The sequence below is a fragment of the Paenalcaligenes suwonensis genome, assembly GCF_011290505.1.
GTDB classification, from domain to species: domain Bacteria; phylum Pseudomonadota; class Gammaproteobacteria; order Burkholderiales; family Burkholderiaceae_B; genus Paenalcaligenes; species Paenalcaligenes suwonensis.
In genome coordinates, this window is sequence record NZ_JAANPV010000001.1 from 44,500 (window position 1) to 60,006 (window position 15,507).

Genomic DNA, 15,507 nt, shown 5'->3' on the forward strand with positions numbered 1-15,507 from the left:
TTAGTGTATTCCAAACTGAGCAGAATGGTGACGGCCTCGCTAGTTCACAGCGATTTTTATGCTGCTTTGTGTGGCTGACTGTGAAAACGCAAGGTAAAACACGTGCCATGGCCGTCCTGAACGGGGGAAGTCACTTTTAATTGCCATGATTGCATCTGACATACCCGTTTAGCGATGGCTAAGCCTAAGCCTGCTTGGTTTTCAAGTTCGTCTGATGCGGATGCTGGAGTGGTCGCTGTGCGTTGGTCGGTGCGCCGGTGGCTGAAATAGCGTTCAAACACCGAGGCTTGCTCTTCCGAAGCGATACCTGGTCCATCGTCGGTAAAGTTAAGGCCGTGAGGAATAGATTCTATGGTGAGCGTGGCGGGGGCAGCATGTGAAATGGCGTTACGCAAAATATTGCGCATGACGGTCATTAGTGCATGGTGGTTGAGCTGTTCGTAGTGTGTGTTATCAATCAGGTTTCTAATGTGCAGGCCCGCTTGGGTGGCGTCTTGAGAGAGCACCCCCATGGCATCTTGCAGGCAGTCATGCAGGGAGACTGTTTCGTGTGTATCCGTATTACCGGCATGGCACAGGCTGTAGGTGCTTTCTAGTGATTGTTTGATGTCTTGCACGGCATGCACTGTTCGTTGCAGCCGTGGCCGCTCGGCTTCTGACACTAAGTTATGACGCAGCATCAGTTCAGCATCACTGCGAATAATACTTAAGGGCGTGCGTATTTCATGGTGTAGATTGGCCGTGAATTCACGCTGATTGGCAATGGTGGCATCCACTTGGTCTTGCGCCCTATTGAAGATTTCCATTAAGCGGGCCACTTCGTCGGTGTGCGGGATAGCGCTTTGGTAACCGCTGGGTAGCCAGTGTATTAGCCGTTCAGTCAGTGTGTTGATGGGGGTGACTAGCCAGCGTGCAATGGCGTTACTGAAAAATAGAGCGAGCAAGGTGCAAAACAGCACAATGCCAGCCAAGGCCAACGCAAAATGGCGGGATTGCTCTACCAGTACTACGGAGTCATACAGTACATACAAACGGCCATCCATCACATTGGCCACTTGTACGTGCCAGCCTGTGTTGCCTTTGTCTATGTAATGCAAACCCAGCGGCAGATCGCGTAATTCTTCAGGCATGCTGGGGGCGAGCATGGCATCGGTTTCACCCCAGGCGTACATGGACGGCCCCATGTCGCGCTCAAACGGTTGCTGCCATTCGTCCCCAAATCGCGATACCCGCACAGCGATGCGATTGGACTCGGTTTGCACCAGCGTGTCCAACATGTTTTCTTCTAGTGCGGTGTAGATGGCGTAGGTGACCACCGCCGATAGGCTAACCGCCAGAAAAATTAATAGAGTCAGTACGAGGGTGATGCGTCCAGACAGCGAACGGCGTAATTTCATGGTGTGTCCAGAGTAAGCCGCCAGCCTATGCCGTGTACGGTTTCTATGCCTTCATACTGGTGCTGCTGCAGGGTTTTGCGTAGCAAATGCAGTTGGCTGCGTAAGGCTTCGGATGATGGAGGTTCGCCTTGCCATAAGTATTCTTCTAGTTTTTGACGTGGCACGATGCGACCTGAATAACGCATCAGCATTTCCAGAATCATCAGGCATTTGCGCGGCAGCTTAATGGTTTCGCCATTAATAGAAAGGCTTTGGTCGGCCACCAGATAGCACAGCGGGCCGTACTGCAATGAAAACGCGGTATCACACAGTTGCCGTGATCGACGTATCAGGGCTTGGGCACGTACCAGCACTTCTTCTAACGCAAAGGGCTTGGTTAGGTAATCGTCGGCCCCGCAAGCAAAGCCTTGCAGCTTGTCTTCTAAGGTGGCCCTAGCCGTCAGCAACAGTACGGGGGTAGAGAGACTAAGCTTGCGGCGCATTTTTTGCAGCATGCTTAAGCCGTCCATACCGGGTAGACCTATATCTAACAGCACTAGGTCATAGTTGCCTTGCTCTAGGCGATGCAGCGCCGACGGTGCATCTCTAGAGATGTCGGCAGTAAAGCCTTCGGCCTCTAGGGTTAGAAGAATGTTCTCGGCAATGACTGATTCGTCTTCGACGATCAGTACGGTATAGGGGATAGGGTGTTTTTTGTCAGTCATGAGGAAGAACCTCTGGCGGCATCCTGAAGGCGTTTCAGGCAGGCGCAGACATTTAGGGTAGCAGAGCGTGCGTGAAATTATCATCGAATTATAAATAAGATTGATTGTTATTTTGTTTTATTGCGTATCAGCCGTTTTTTGACGAAAACTTCACGATCTCCTCTTTATTCTGAAATAAGAACAAGTCTCATTTGTTTTGATAGGCGGCTTTTACAGGGCGAAAAACGTCGGCGTAAGGGTTGGCCCTTTTTTATTTCAGGAGAGAGGTACGTGTTAAGCACTTACGCGTCAACGCAGCAGGATAAAGCGTTGGAGGGGACAACCGTTTTGTCCATGGACAGTTTCAAGCCCGCTTTTGGTACGGTGGTATTGGCTGGTGCAATGGCTGCTATGGCACCGGCACAGGCAGAAGAAAACCAAAGCACTACCGCTGCGCCAGCAGTCTTACAAGAAATTCGGGTGATGGGTGAAGTACCAAACGACACCTATCAAACACCCAGCAAGCTTTCTAGCCCTAAATTCACAGCGCCGTTATTGGACACACCTCGCACGGTGAATGTGATTACAGAGCAGCAAATGAAAGACCGTGGCGCAACTTCGTTGCAAGATGTATTGCGCACCACCCCAGGTATTACCTTGGGTTCTGGCGAGGGTGGTACTCCGGTAGGCGACCGCCCTTTTATTCGTGGTTATGAAGCCAGTACCGACATTTTCATTGATGGTTTGCGCGACTACGCTCGTGGCTCGCATGAAACCTTTAACTTAGAAGCTGTGGAAGTGATCAAGGGTGCTAGCTCGGCCTACACGGGTCGTGGCGGCACCGGCGGTAGCATTAACTTGACCACCAAAGCGCCTAAGCTAGAACCTTTTGCTGAACTGAGCGCAGGCTTTGGTAATGCGGATCAATGGCGTACTACAGCAGATGTGAACATGCCTGTAGGTGACACCGTTGCCATCCGTTTAAACGTGATGAAAATGGGCGGTGATGTGCCCGGTCGTGGTGGTCCCGAAATTGATCGTTTTGGTGTGGCACCGTCTATTGCCTTTGGTTTGGGCACCCCTACCCGTTTAACGCTGTCGTATTCGGAGCTAAAAAACAAAGATACGCCGGACTTGGGTATTCCTTTTGCGAATGCTGCCAACGATAGAGACACCCCACCGAATGTAGATCGCGAGAATTTCTATGGGCGTTTGAATGCGGATTTCCGTAACAACACCATGAAAACCTCAACGATGCTGTTCGAGCATGATTTCTCTGAGCAAGCCCAGTTCCGCAACATTACCCGTCATTCTGAGTCGCTAAACGACTACTTAATGACGCGCCCTAGCTTTGATAACTGCAAGGCGAACTCGGGTCCACCATGCTCTACCGAAGGCCCAGACGCGCAGTTTAAGCGCGATAACCGGGCTCGCTGGCGTTACAACACGGCGATTCAAAACCAAACCGACTTGTACGGTACCTTTAGCACAGGTTCGTTAAAGCACTCGTACAGTGCTGGGGTGGAATTTACCTACGAAAAAGTCTTTAGTCGTGCGGTAGGTGGTTTGCCCGCAACCGATACCGACAACTTGTGGAATCCAGACCCCAACAAGCCATACAAGTTCAACCTGACCTATGGTCCTAAGACCCAAGATGGCTATATTAAAACGCGTTCCATCTACTTTATGGACACCATTGAGCTTAGCGAACAGTTTTTGCTGAACTTGGGCTTACGTCGTGAAAGCTTCACGGTAGACAACATGAAGTTGAAACGTAAGGATGACTTCTGGAACTACCAACTGGGTGCGGTGTACAAGCCTGCTGAAAACGGCAGTATCTACGTGTCGTACGCCACGTCGTCTAACCCTGCTGGTGAAAACTTGGGTCAAGGCGGCGGTGCCGATGGTGTAGGCGGTTCGGCCTCTGTGCGTGATATGAAGCCCGAGAAAAGCTACAGCTGGGAAATCGGTACCAAATGGGATGTGTTCGACGAGCGCTTGTCGTTGACTGGTGCTTACTTTGAAACCCACAAAACCGATGCACGTACTACCGACCCCCTAACGGGCGACGTCACGCTTAACGGTAGCAACCGTGTGCGCGGGATAGAGTTGGGTGCTTCCGGTGCGATCACGCCACGTTGGAATGTGTGGACAGGCTACACCTACTTGGCACCTAAAATCAAAAGCTACCGTAATGGCAATAACGTCTACGACGGTAACCAAATGAAGTTCATTGCGCGTCACAGTGCCAGCTTGTGGACCACCTACAAAATCCTGCCTGAGCTAACGCTGGGCGGTGGTGTGACCTACTTGGGCAAACGTTACGTAGACGATGCCAACACCTTAGAGCTGCCAAGCTACTTCCGTTACGACGCGATGTTGCAGTATGACGTAAGTAAGAGTTTGTCGTTGCAGTTCAATGCGAATAACCTGTCTAACAATGCGCTGTATGATGCATCGCACGTAGGGGTGTTTGCAAACGTCGCTCCCGGACGTTCTTATATGTTCAGTGCCACCTATCGCTGGGAATAAGCCATAGGGCAGCAACAGAGTCCGTTTGCGACGGCTCTGTTGCTGGCACATTAGGAGAAACAGATGATTCTGGTGATTCCCGAAGTTTTCAGTGCTGAAGAATGCCACGCTATATGTGAACGGCTAGGGCAAGCATCGTGGCACGATGGCCGTGCGACCGCAGGGTATGTGGCGGTACAACAAAAAAGTAACGAACAGCTAAACGTGCAAGACCCCGTGGCGATAGAGCTTGCCCAAGCGGTGTTGCAGCGTTTGTCTTCCTTACCCAAATTTGTGTCCTTCGCCCTGCCTCTGAAAATTTTGCCGCCCATGTTTAACCGCTACCAAGGCGGAGGCGCATACGGGTTTCACATTGATAACGCCATACGTGTACACCCACAAACGGGTGAGCGTATACGTACCGACATCTCCACCACCGTATTTTTCAGCGACCCAGATAGCTACGAAGGTGGTGAGCTAGAAATTCAAGACAACTACGGCACCCAGCGCATCAAACTACCCGCTGGCCACGCCGTGGTGTACCCCGGCACCAGCTTGCATAGAGTCTGTCCGGTCACACAGGGCGAACGCCTTGCTGCCTTTTTCTGGACACAAAGCATGGTGCGCGAAGACAGTGCCCGTCATTCTTTATACGAACTGGATAACGTAGTGCAGCAATTGGCCGGTAGAGGTGACTCGGTCGATGAGGTCACGCGCTTATCGGGCGTGTATCACAACCTCATCCGCCAATGGGGTGAAACATGAGCCAAGAGGCCTCCTTGCAGGGGTTAAGCTGCTTGGCTGATTACGCACAGCGTGCGGGTGACGTATTACCGGCTGCTACGTGGGCGTATGTGACCGCGGGGGCGGCGGATGGCATCACCCAACGCCGTAATGAGGCAGCCTTTGAGCAGTTGATGCTATGGCCACGCGTATTACGCCGTATTCCCAAGGGCAACACCGAGCTAGAGCTATTCGGCAAACGTTATGCACACCCTATTTTTATAGCCCCCACAGCATTTCATGCCTTAGCGCATGCCGATGCCGAACGCGCAACAGCCATTGCCGCAGCGGCGTTGCAGGCCGTGTACGTAGTCAGCACCCAAGCCAGTGTGAGCCTAGAGGATGTAGCTGCCGCTGCACCCGGGCCACGCTGGTTTCAGTTGTATTGGCAGGCCGATAAAGACGTCAACCTAGACCTACTGCGCCGAGCCGAAGCTGCTGGCTACGAAGCCATCGTGATGACCGTAGATGCGCCTATACAAGGCAGCCGCAATGCCGAACAACGTCACGGTTTTAGCTTGCCAGCGAACATCAAGCCCGTGAACTTGCTGCCCTATGCAGATAAGTTGCACACTCCCGGTGTACTAGAAGCGGGGCAGTCTTTATTTCAACATCCTTTAGTCACCCAAATGGCTAACTGGGATGACGTGGCCTGGTTAGCCAAACACACCCCCCTACCCGTGCTAGTAAAAGGCATCTTGCACCCTGCTGACGCACAGCTAGCGGTGCAAGCGGGGGCGGCGGGAGTGATCGTGTCTAACCACGGTGGACGTGTACTAGACAGTGTGCCTGCCACATTAGATGTATTGCCTCTGGTAGTGGCTGCCGTAGGTGGGCACGTGCCCGTGCTGGTAGATGGCGGCATACAACGTGGCACTGACGTACTAAAAGCCTTGGCCCTAGGGGCTAAAGCCGTATTAATTGGGCGACCCGTATTGCATGGGTTGGCGGTTGCTGGCGCGACCGGAGTAGCACACATATTGCACCTACTACGTACCGAACTAGAAAGCAGCATGGTGTTAAGCGGCGTAGGGTCATTGGAAGACATAGATGCTTCCTTACTTTGGCAAGGGAATAACACATGATGAATGTACTGATGACACACAGCGTAGGAGCTGGCTTGTTGCGCCAAGCAGGCATACGCATGACACTGGCGCGATTGGCCGTACTGAACGTGCTTCACGAACAGCAAGAAGCCATGACCGTAGAAGAAATCTTCAACCAACTACAAAAACACAGAACGCCATTAAGTTTGGGAACGGTATATGGCACGTTGAAGCATCTGAATGATGCCGGGGTTATTCACTCGCATATGGAACAGGGGCGTAAGCTGCTGTATTCCATGCAGCACGAACAGCCTGTGGGCAGTATGGGGTGTGTGGTGTGCGGGAAGAAGCAGGCGCTGGAGGATAAACGTGTGCAGAAAGCTGTAGAGCAAGCTTGCGCGGATATGGGCGTGAAACTGGAGCTGTATAGGCTGAATGTGTCGGTGGTGTGTGAGGAGTGTGTGGAGCAGCCTAAGGTTAGGGTTGTGGGGGGGGGGTGACAGATACAGTCTAAAAATGTTCTTGGGCCACGCTATCGCCCCCAACTGTGGTGTCTAGAGCACGATACAGTTGTTATCGTAGGGGGCTGCTTTTTTTGAGTAAAACATTTTTGCAGTTTCTCGATAAAGCCCAAAAATGTTTCAATGCCGACAGTAACTATGCGCGAGAATCAAGTTAGCTTGAAGGTGCTCTCTTAGAGCGACAGATGAGGAAAAGCTCCAGCATTGTGCCTTGGCAGCAATATTAGGCTAGGTTTGCTGATAGACATCCACAGGAAAGTTACGTTCAAGATGAAGAATAGTAATGGGCTGTAGATTCCATGCAGCCCTATCATGATGTGAACTGTGCGCAAGTCCACAGTCAGGAATTGAGACGCTATGATGAATATGTAAAGGCTTGGGTTGGTACCTATATAGTGCATCCAATACATTTGATTGCATGCTACTGCCGTCACTTGTAAGGTTATAGGCAAGCATAGCTCCAAGAGGTCCCGCAGTGTAAGCGGAGTCTAGATCGAAAAAACAACCCATCCCTCTCACTCCCAAGTATTGACTCGAAATGTCATTTAACGTCGCAACTGGTTTTGCTTCAATGGCTAGTTCTGGAGCATCTGGATATAACGAATAGACTCTGAAATCGACCTTTTTTGAGTGTCGTCCAGCACGTATGGAACTGGGAATTAAAGTCTCATATGAGAAACATACCTCATGCTTGCGCAAGAAGTGATCCGATGGAAGTGCTATACGTATTTGCTCCGCCAAATATCCGATTTCCGAAGTGATAGCATCTTCAAGCGGAACCTGAGTGACAGTGCCTGCTCGACTATTTTTAGGCTTCCCTAATGCTCCAAGTTTCTGTTTAAAACATGTCCAATTAGACGGTTCCAGTAACTGATCTGCGGCTTGCCAATACACCCTGACTACATGATGCACAAACTTGGCCCATATTTCTGCCTTCATTGATGTGAAACCATGCTGTATAAGTAGCTGCTTAAGGTTTGACGGAGTAGACGTCCCGCTCATGTGGTCTCCTGTATAAATGCTCTTATTGCTTGGTGACTATCAGCATAAGCATTATCAACTGTCCATCTGAAATACTCTAACGGCTTAACAATAGCGATGGTCGATGATGACAGGTCAACAGTAATCGCTAAACTGTCGCTGAACGGGCTTCCTCCCTGCTGAGATTTTGCGTCAATGGCTGCCTGACAAGCAAGCTTCAAATCGACGTCGTGACTAGGCGACTCTCCGTCATCTACATAATGAGCGACGATGGCGCCAATGCCTGCTTCAACGCTGTCTTGATGAGCAACTTTAAACGCGCCCTTACGGTCAATCAGTCCATCTAAGTTATGCTGAAAAATTTTTGAATAACTAGAAAGTGTCACCGCTTTAGGTGGTGTCAGTGCTCCGATAGGAACATTGCCATCTTGAAATCCCATCCGAAAATGCAAGAACTCTTGAACAGCACTGCGCAAATCATGATCAAGTTTGAACTCATTAAGAATAAACTCGTCAAGCTCCGGCCCCTCATACGCAAGTAATTGCTGAATACGACCATCATCAAGTGAGGTCAGGGGCACAGGAAGGCAGGCAATATCTGTTGGTTCGACATTCCGGCGATCCATAAGCCAGCGCCTGCCTATTGTTGCCACAAAGTAAAGGGCGACACTACTGCTAAGGTATTTTTCCAGCGCTTTTAAGAGCTGCTTTTCTTTGACACTAATCTGATTTGTATTCTTGTCAAAGAATACTGCGAGGTAACTTGACGTATACGCTACTGGATATTCGATGAACCGAATATTTCTGAAATTCCTTGGGATAAGGAGTATGTTTCCACTGAACTGATTTTTGTAATTTGGCTTAACTCTTGCCAGTTGGGCCAATGATAGCCCCTCTTTCTTGCTGGAGACATCCGTAAGCCCGTCTATCTTAAGACAATTTTGACTCGATCTTTGTGTTGCAGCCCGAACAGAGGACTCAACAAGCGAACCACCGTTCAGGAGTTCACTTGACAAGCCTGTATCGCTCTCGTCGCCACCACGTTTACATTTTGCTCCAATTGTCTTACACAGTTCCCCCAAGAATGTAATCGAGCCATGCGTAGCCGAGTCGCCGATAAACCGATGTATTTGTCTATCAACAGGCCTCAAAACAAATGCTTCGAACCAACCACGAGGATTAGTAGCCAGAGAGTGATGTCTAAACTGCTGGATGGCAGCCTCATCCATGATTAGTGTCCAAGGCCAAGCATCTTTGGAGCTAACAGGCTGGCTAATAGACAGCGGAGTGTATACCCAGACCCAGTCAGTAGGTTTCGGCACACGCTTGCGTAAAAAAAGAGCTGCACAGGCATGCTTGGCCCCGGCAAAGAGCTTATGGCGAAGATGCGAAAAATTTATTACTCCACTAACAAACGTTTCATGTTGCAAACTCACACGAAACTTTGCGGCAGTTGGATTTACGAATGATTTTGATGGAATTAGAATACCCAAAACCCCATTCTCAATTAGGTGCTCACGCAGCGACTTCCAAACGAAGGCCTCAGCGGCTTGGTCATTACCAATCGGACAATTCGGATGGTTTATGACCCACTCCGTTGCCATCGGCGACTCAAGCTTACTCACTGTCTGCCAGGGAGGGTTGCCCACCACACACTGGATAGGAGGAAGGGATTGTCGAACTGCAGGGGAAAAAAAGTCCATTGCCAATAAATTTGTGCCCACTAGACTCGGAAATAGTTTCTGGGGTTCATGGCTTCTGGCGATCGCGCTTAAATCACGTGGACTCACGTAATCAAGCATGGTCAGGTATAAACTGAATGCGGCGACATGGCATGCGTCTAGATTACGCTCGACTCCAAAAATGTTTCGAACGAGTAGGCCCCTGATTTGATCAAGGGACAGTGGGGATGATTTTAGCAACCGAGAGTTTTCAAGGATTCTGCGATAAACACCAACGAGAAATACGCCCGAGCCTGCTGCCGGATCAAGGACGGTGATGCCATCTTTGAGCGGTAATTCATCTTCAACTCTATCAAGGACAAGGTCAACTAAAAACGGTGGCGTGTAGTATGCTCCTACTCTGCGACGTTCACCGCTTTTAACATTCTCCAAAAACTGTTCATACACAGCCGAAAGAGTCTCGACACGCAGCACACTCAAATCAATATCTATAAAACTGAGCTGTACAGCCCCATCAGGCTGTAGGTGTGCTCCATGTTTCAAGACTGCCTTAGCAAGATGGACGTGTGTTGCGTCGATTTCCGCACGGTCAATTGCGGAGAGGGGGAAAATACTACCATTAAATATAGAATCAAGATCGTCGAACAGTTTCCAAAACGAGCTCATTTCCCATTTGACATGAGCAGTAGATAAATCAATATCAGTATGACCGCGACTCATTAACCAAGTGTGATTGATGACACCACGGTCTACCAGAAAATACAGATAGAGAAGCTTGCCGATCAGGCCATTGGCTGCACCGTGCGATAAACTTGAGGCGACACCAGATCCTCGCAATAAGTTATAACTGAGACTACTTAATCCAGACAGAAGCATTTGATCGACGCGCCCACTTACATCAATTGCATGCTCACGCCAAAATACCGACGAGCGCAACCGATCGGCCCGCAAATTTGTTAATGTTTTTATTGTTTCTGTCGTCGTAGGCTCCCCTTTGGTGGCCTCACTAACTTGCTCCCAGCTAATGACGTAGACTGTTTGCTGCCATTGTTCACTTGTATATCGAAACCCTTCACAAATCAGGGTTTCATTTGGCGTAACAACAATCAAAAATGGAACCAGCCCTTGGCTCCAGACTTTTCGATGAATGGCTTGGGCCTGAACACGGTCAGCGGCGATTGCTATGTACACTAAAGGAGCTGAGATTGTCGATGTTCCACTACCAGAAAGCCAGCAAAAAGCACCTTTAACGTCCATGGATTCACGTGCTTGTTCCAGAGCGAATCGATGCGCTTGGGCAGTACCAAAATGTTCAGCGGCAACCCATCCATTTTTGGGTGTATATGAAAGTAAACGGAGAAGTAGCTGCAGTTTTTTGGCAAGTTTAGTCGACGAGTTGTTCATTATTGACCTCTTTGAAACTCATAAGGGGCTATTTCTCCCCCCACCGACACTTGATCAATTGAAGTAGGGCCAAAACTCAAAAAGGATTGGGCCGTTGATGTCTCACCATCTATCTTATGCAACTGGTCATCTACAATAGCAAAAATTGTGTCCAATGGCAGGATCACACCTTGCTCAATATTGCTTCCACAGTCTATATATTGAGCGGTAGGGGGATCCATCGTCAATACAAGCTTAGGAGCTTTAGCGAAAGGGCGTGGTCCAGCAAGCTCTTTAGCAATCGCTGGCAATAAAGAGGCAATGGTGCTGCGCTTAAGCCCCACCTTGGTTTCGAGAGTACACGCAACGAGTATCACCAAGAAGTCCTGTGAAGAGTATGTCCGAGCAACGCGAGGCCGAGTGACAACAGAAGCGTCAAATTGATAGTCAAGCTCAGCCAGTAACCCCCTAAACTGGTTGCGAGTGTAATTTGCGACGCGGTAGACGTCCGATGCTTTTAGTCGCTGATTCATCTGCGTATTTTATGCGCAGATTGGCCGGGAGGCAATGCTACCTACTTACGCAGGTTTTACTCAAAACCTCCCTCTTAATATTATGGCCTACACATCAAACACTCCGTCCTTCACCCACCGCATGACAAGCCACCTGCGTCCCCCCTTCATAACTGACCAACGCCGGTGCCTCACGCTTACAGCGCTCATTCGCCAGCGGGCAGCGCGGGTGGAAGGTACAGCCTGAGGGTGGGTTGAGCGGGTTAGGTACTTCACCTGCTACCGGCGTACGGGCTTTGCCACTGCCACTCATATCCGGAATCGCCCCCAGCAACATGCGTGTGTATGGGTGCTGTGGGTTGTTAAACAGCGCGTCGCGCTCGGCGATTTCGACTATACGTCCTAAGTACATTACCCCTACGCGATCAGCTACGTGGTGCACGACTGCCAAGTTGTGCGAAATGAAGAGGTAGCTTAGCCCCAGCTCGCGCTGTAGGTCTTTCATTAGGTTTAGCACTTGCGCTTGTACGGATACGTCTAAGGCCGATGTGGGTTCGTCACAGACGATGAAGTCTGGTTTTAAGGCCAAGGCACGGGCGATAGAGATGCGCTGGCGCTGTCCACCGGAAAACTGGTGTGGATAACGGTGTTGGTCGTTGGCACTGAGGCCCACTTGTTCCAACAGTTCACCTACGCGCTGCTGCTGTTCGGCTTTGCTGAGCTGGGTATGGGTTTTGAGCGGCTCGGCAATGATGCGGCCTACGCGCCAGCGTGGGTTGAGGCTGGCGTAGGGGTCTTGGAAGATCATTTGCAGGCGTTTGCGCAGCGCGTGTTGTTGCGCGGCGTTCATGCTGCTGAGTTCTGCCCCTTCAAAGCTAATAGACCCACGGGTCAGCGGGTATAAGCCTGCCAATAAGCGGGCGACGGTGGATTTCCCACAGCCGGACTCGCCTACTAATGCCAAGGTTTCTCCACGGTTTAGGGTGAAGGATACGCCGTCCACAGCGCGCAGCATGACTTTGGGTTTGCGGTATAGGGTGCGTTCCAACCAGGATGGGGATACGTCAAACCAACGTGCGGCATCACGCACTTCTACTAGTGGCGCAGTGCTCATGCTACGGGCTCCTCAACTGGGGCGTGATGCAGCCAACAGGCGACTTGGCCTTGTTCGTGCTGCTGTAATTCTGGTCGTTTCTGGGTACAGACGGGCATGGCCGCGCTACAGCGCGGATGGAAGGCACAGCCTGTAGGGATGGCGTTCAAACGCGGCATGCTACCGGGGATTTGTTCTAGTCGCTCTGTCCCGCTTTCTAGTGTGGGGATAGAGCGCATTAACCCACGGGTGTAGGGGTGTGAGGGTTCGCGGATGATGTCGCGCACGGGGCCTATTTCTATGATGCGACCAGCGTACATCACTGCCACGCGGTCAGCGGTTTCAGCGATCACACCCATGTCGTGGGTGATCAGCATGACAGCGGTGCCTTTGGATTTGCACAGGTCTTTAAGCAGGTCGATGATCTGCGCCTGAATGGAGACGTCCAAGGCGGTGGTGGGCTCGTCGGCAACGATCAGTTCGGGGTCGGCCGCTAGGGCCAGTGCTATTACTACCCGTTGGCGCATACCGCCCGAAAACTGGTGGGGGTAGTGGTTGATACGTTCACGTGCAGCCGGAATGCCGGTGGATTCTAATAAGCCAATGGCGCGTTCTTGGGCGTCGTGCTTGGATAGCGGCAGGTGCGTTTGTATGGTTTCTACTAGCTGTCGGCCTACGGTGTACAAAGGGTTTAGTGAGGTTAAAGGGTCTTGGAAAATAGCCCCAATTCGCCGACCACGTATGTCGCGTAGTTTTCGTTCTGGCAGGTTGTCTATGCGTTCGTCGTGCAGGTAGATGGCACCGTGACTCACGCGCCCTGGGGGTTCTAGCAAGCCTATGATGGCAGCACCCGTGAGCGATTTACCGGCACCAGACTCCCCTACTACGCCCAGGATTTCGCCTTTATTGATGTGGAATGAAACGTCATCCAAGGCTTTGAGCACCCCTCTGCGTGTGGGGAACTCTACGGCTAACGTATCCACAGTTAATAATGCGCTCATTAGTTCAGCCTCGGGTTCAGTGCGTCGCGCAGCCAGTCACCCAATAGGTTAACGGACAGCACCAGCAATACCAGCATCGCGCCGGGGAAAATGGTGATCCACCATTCGCCAGAAAACAGGAAGTCGTTACCCACGCGTATCAATGTGCCCAAGGACGGCGATGTGGGCGGTACCCCTACCCCTAAGAAGGACAGGGTGGCTTCGGTAATGATGGCTGTAGCCAAGTGCACCGTGGCTAATACCAGTACGGGGCCCATCACGTTAGGTAGTACGTGGCTAAACATAATGCGGCTGCGTGATACGCCAATGACTTTAGCGGCCTGCACGTATTCGCGGTTCTTTTCTACCATGGTGGAGCCACGCACGGTACGGGCATATTGTGGCCAACCGGCTAAGGCAATGGCCCCTACCAACACGGGGAAGGCAATGCTTTCTAGCATGTCGGCAGGCACAGCAGCGCGTGCCACGCCATCGATCAGCAAGGCAATCAGAATGGCAGGGAAGGAAAGTTGTATGTCGGCAATACGCATGATCAGCGCGTCTACACGGCCACCGGCATAACCTGCGATTAGCCCCAATACAATGCCTACCACCATCGCTAACGCAACTGAGGCAAAACCAATTAAGAGCGAAATGCGGGTACCGTACAGCAGCGCGGAAAATAGGTCACGCCCTTGGCTGTCGGTGCCGAGTAAGTAGGTGCTTTGGCCATCGGCTTCCCAGGCGGGAGGCAGTAGGTAATCCAGTAGGTTGATGCTGGCGAGATCAAAGGGGTCGTGTGGGGCTATCCAGTTGGCGCCCAATGAACCTACTAGCAGCAAAAACAGGATGATGCTGGCCACAATGGCAACGGGGGAATGGCGCCACGACCACGCGACGTCGCTATCCCAAAAACGTTTTAAGCTGTCCATGATTAATGCCCCCCTGCTTTACCAATGCTGGTGCGTAATCTAGGGTCTACGGCAAAGTACAGTAAGTCCACCACCAAGTTGATGATCACAAACACCAAGGCGATTAAACACAGGTAGGCGGCCATGACGGGTACGTCGGCAAACTGCACGGCTTGGATGAATAACAAGCCCATGCCCGGCCATTGGAAAACAGTTTCGGTCACGATGGCAAAGGCGATGATGCCACCCAGTTGCAGGCCGGTAATGGTGATCACCGGCACCATAGTGTTTTTGAGGGCATGCCCAAAGTGAATGGCACGTTGGCTTAGGCCACGAGCGCGGGCAAATTTAATGTAGTCACTGCGCAGTACTTCCAGCATTTCTGAACGCACCAAGCGCAGTATGAGGGTGAGCTGGAACAAACAGAGTGTGATGGCGGGCAGGATCAGGTGTTTAAGGCCATCCACGGTGAACAAACCGCTGCTCCACCAGCCAAAATACACTACCTCGCCACGCCCATAACTGGGCAGCCACCCTAGCTGTACCGAGAATACCAGTATCAGCAAAATACCGATTAAGAAGGTAGGTAACGAGATACCTAATAGCGAGAAGGCCAGAATGCTTTGGGCGATAAAACCGTTGCGCTTAAGCGCAGCATAAATGCCCAGTGGTAGACCGATGACTAAAGCCAGTATGGCAGCTACCACAGACAGTTCTACGGTGGCGGGCAGTCGGTCTTTAAGCAGTTCGGCAACACTTTGCCCTTGGCGTAAGGATAGGCCGAATTCGCCATGTACGGCGTTGGACACAAAATGCCCAAACTGCACTAAGGGTGACTGGTCTAGCCCTAGACTGTGGCGTAACGCAATGCGGTCAGCTTCGGTGGCGTCTTGGCCCAGCATGGTGGTCACTGGGTCGCCAATGTAGCGGAATAAAACAAAGGCCAGCAAGCTGACCACTAACATGACCAACACGGCCTGTATGAGGCGGCGGATGATGAATACCAGCATAGTAAGCGGGTTGC

General features: G+C 51.2%; 13 protein-coding genes. 4 read left to right on the forward strand and 9 right to left on the reverse strand.

The window, feature by feature from the left end; genetic code table 11:
* Window positions 1-56: 56 nt before the first annotated feature.
* The gene (locus GY634_RS00200; RefSeq protein ID WP_166406577.1) at window positions 57-1,397 is read right to left on the reverse strand and encodes a sensor histidine kinase; all 1,341 of its coding nucleotides are present in this window, start codon (window positions 1,395-1,397) and stop codon (window positions 57-59) included.
* Window positions 1,394-2,101 (reverse strand): response regulator transcription factor, encoded by a 708-nt coding sequence (locus GY634_RS00205; protein WP_166406578.1) that lies wholly within the window; start codon window positions 2,099-2,101, stop codon window positions 1,394-1,396. Before GY634_RS00205 ends, GY634_RS00200 begins: the two co-directional genes overlap by 4 nt.
* A gap of 270 nt (window positions 2,102-2,371) precedes the next feature.
* Between GY634_RS00205 and GY634_RS00210 the strand changes: the two genes are divergently transcribed.
* From GY634_RS00210 to GY634_RS00225, 4 genes are all read left to right on the forward strand, one after another.
* A complete protein-coding gene (locus GY634_RS00210; RefSeq protein WP_242683558.1) occupies window positions 2,372-4,612 on the forward strand; it encodes a TonB-dependent receptor in 2,241 nt (746 codons plus the stop codon).
* A gap of 63 nt (window positions 4,613-4,675) precedes the next feature.
* The gene (locus tag GY634_RS00215) at window positions 4,676-5,356 is read left to right on the forward strand and encodes a Fe2+-dependent dioxygenase (protein WP_166406579.1); all 681 of its coding nucleotides are present in this window, start codon (window positions 4,676-4,678) and stop codon (window positions 5,354-5,356) included.
* On the forward strand, window positions 5,353-6,459 hold the full coding sequence (locus GY634_RS00220; RefSeq protein WP_166406580.1) for an alpha-hydroxy acid oxidase: 1,107 nt from the start codon (window positions 5,353-5,355) through the stop codon (window positions 6,457-6,459). Before GY634_RS00215 ends, GY634_RS00220 begins: the two co-directional genes overlap by 4 nt.
* Window positions 6,456-6,920, forward strand: coding sequence for a Fur family transcriptional regulator (locus tag GY634_RS00225; protein WP_166406581.1), 465 nt, complete (start codon window positions 6,456-6,458; stop codon window positions 6,918-6,920). The genes GY634_RS00220 and GY634_RS00225 overlap by 4 nt, the downstream gene beginning before the upstream one ends.
* Before the next feature lie 249 nt (window positions 6,921-7,169).
* Here GY634_RS00225 and GY634_RS00230 read toward each other — a convergent pair whose 3' ends face one another.
* The 7 genes from GY634_RS00230 to GY634_RS00260 form a co-directional block, all read right to left on the reverse strand.
* Entirely contained in the window at window positions 7,170-7,943 is a 774-nt protein-coding gene (locus tag GY634_RS00230; protein ID WP_166406582.1) for a hypothetical protein, read from the reverse strand.
* Complete coding sequence (locus GY634_RS00235) at window positions 7,940-11,008, reverse strand: HsdM family class I SAM-dependent methyltransferase (RefSeq protein WP_166406583.1); 3,069 nt, start codon at window positions 11,006-11,008, stop codon at window positions 7,940-7,942. Before GY634_RS00235 ends, GY634_RS00230 begins: the two co-directional genes overlap by 4 nt.
* Entirely contained in the window at window positions 11,008-11,520 is a 513-nt protein-coding gene (locus GY634_RS00240) for a hypothetical protein (RefSeq protein ID WP_166406584.1), read from the reverse strand. The genes GY634_RS00235 and GY634_RS00240 overlap by 1 nt, the downstream gene beginning before the upstream one ends.
* 94 nt (window positions 11,521-11,614) lie before the next feature.
* On the reverse strand, window positions 11,615-12,613 hold the full coding sequence (locus GY634_RS00245) for an ABC transporter ATP-binding protein (protein ID WP_166406585.1): 999 nt from the start codon (window positions 12,611-12,613) through the stop codon (window positions 11,615-11,617).
* The gene (locus tag GY634_RS00250; RefSeq protein ID WP_166406586.1) at window positions 12,610-13,593 is read right to left on the reverse strand and encodes an ABC transporter ATP-binding protein; all 984 of its coding nucleotides are present in this window, start codon (window positions 13,591-13,593) and stop codon (window positions 12,610-12,612) included. Before GY634_RS00250 ends, GY634_RS00245 begins: the two co-directional genes overlap by 4 nt.
* Window positions 13,593-14,504: an ABC transporter permease gene (locus GY634_RS00255; protein ID WP_166406587.1), complete on the reverse strand. Its 912-nt coding sequence runs from the start codon at window positions 14,502-14,504 to the stop codon at window positions 13,593-13,595. Before GY634_RS00255 ends, GY634_RS00250 begins: the two co-directional genes overlap by 1 nt.
* Before the next feature lie 2 nt (window positions 14,505-14,506).
* Complete coding sequence (locus GY634_RS00260) at window positions 14,507-15,493, reverse strand: ABC transporter permease (RefSeq protein ID WP_166406588.1); 987 nt, start codon at window positions 15,491-15,493, stop codon at window positions 14,507-14,509.
* Between the last annotated feature and the right edge of the window lie 14 nt (window positions 15,494-15,507).

Bases quoted from the DNA above. Each gene is read 5' to 3' on its own strand.
- GY634_RS00220 (WP_166406580.1), top strand. From the start codon at position 5,353: ATGAGCCAAGAGGCCTCCTTGCAGGGGTTAAGCTGCTTGGCTGATTAC.
- GY634_RS00250 (WP_166406586.1), bottom strand. From the start codon at position 13,593: ATGAGCGCATTATTAACTGTGGATACGTTAGCCGTAGAGTTCCCCACA.
- GY634_RS00225 (WP_166406581.1), top strand. From the start codon at position 6,456: ATGATGAATGTACTGATGACACACAGCGTAGGAGCTGGCTTGTTGCGC.
- GY634_RS00260 (WP_166406588.1), bottom strand. From the start codon at position 15,493: ATGCTGGTATTCATCATCCGCCGCCTCATACAGGCCGTGTTGGTCATG.
- GY634_RS00240 (WP_166406584.1), bottom strand. From the start codon at position 11,520: ATGAATCAGCGACTAAAAGCATCGGACGTCTACCGCGTCGCAAATTAC.
- GY634_RS00215 (WP_166406579.1), top strand. From the start codon at position 4,676: ATGATTCTGGTGATTCCCGAAGTTTTCAGTGCTGAAGAATGCCACGCT.
- GY634_RS00200 (WP_166406577.1), bottom strand. From the start codon at position 1,397: ATGAAATTACGCCGTTCGCTGTCTGGACGCATCACCCTCGTACTGACT.
- GY634_RS00230 (WP_166406582.1), bottom strand. From the start codon at position 7,943: ATGAGCGGGACGTCTACTCCGTCAAACCTTAAGCAGCTACTTATACAG.
- GY634_RS00235 (WP_166406583.1), bottom strand. From the start codon at position 11,008: ATGAACAACTCGTCGACTAAACTTGCCAAAAAACTGCAGCTACTTCTC.
- GY634_RS00255 (WP_166406587.1), bottom strand. From the start codon at position 14,504: ATGGACAGCTTAAAACGTTTTTGGGATAGCGACGTCGCGTGGTCGTGG.
- GY634_RS00205 (WP_166406578.1), bottom strand. From the start codon at position 2,101: ATGACTGACAAAAAACACCCTATCCCCTATACCGTACTGATCGTCGAA.
- GY634_RS00245 (WP_166406585.1), bottom strand. From the start codon at position 12,613: ATGAGCACTGCGCCACTAGTAGAAGTGCGTGATGCCGCACGTTGGTTT.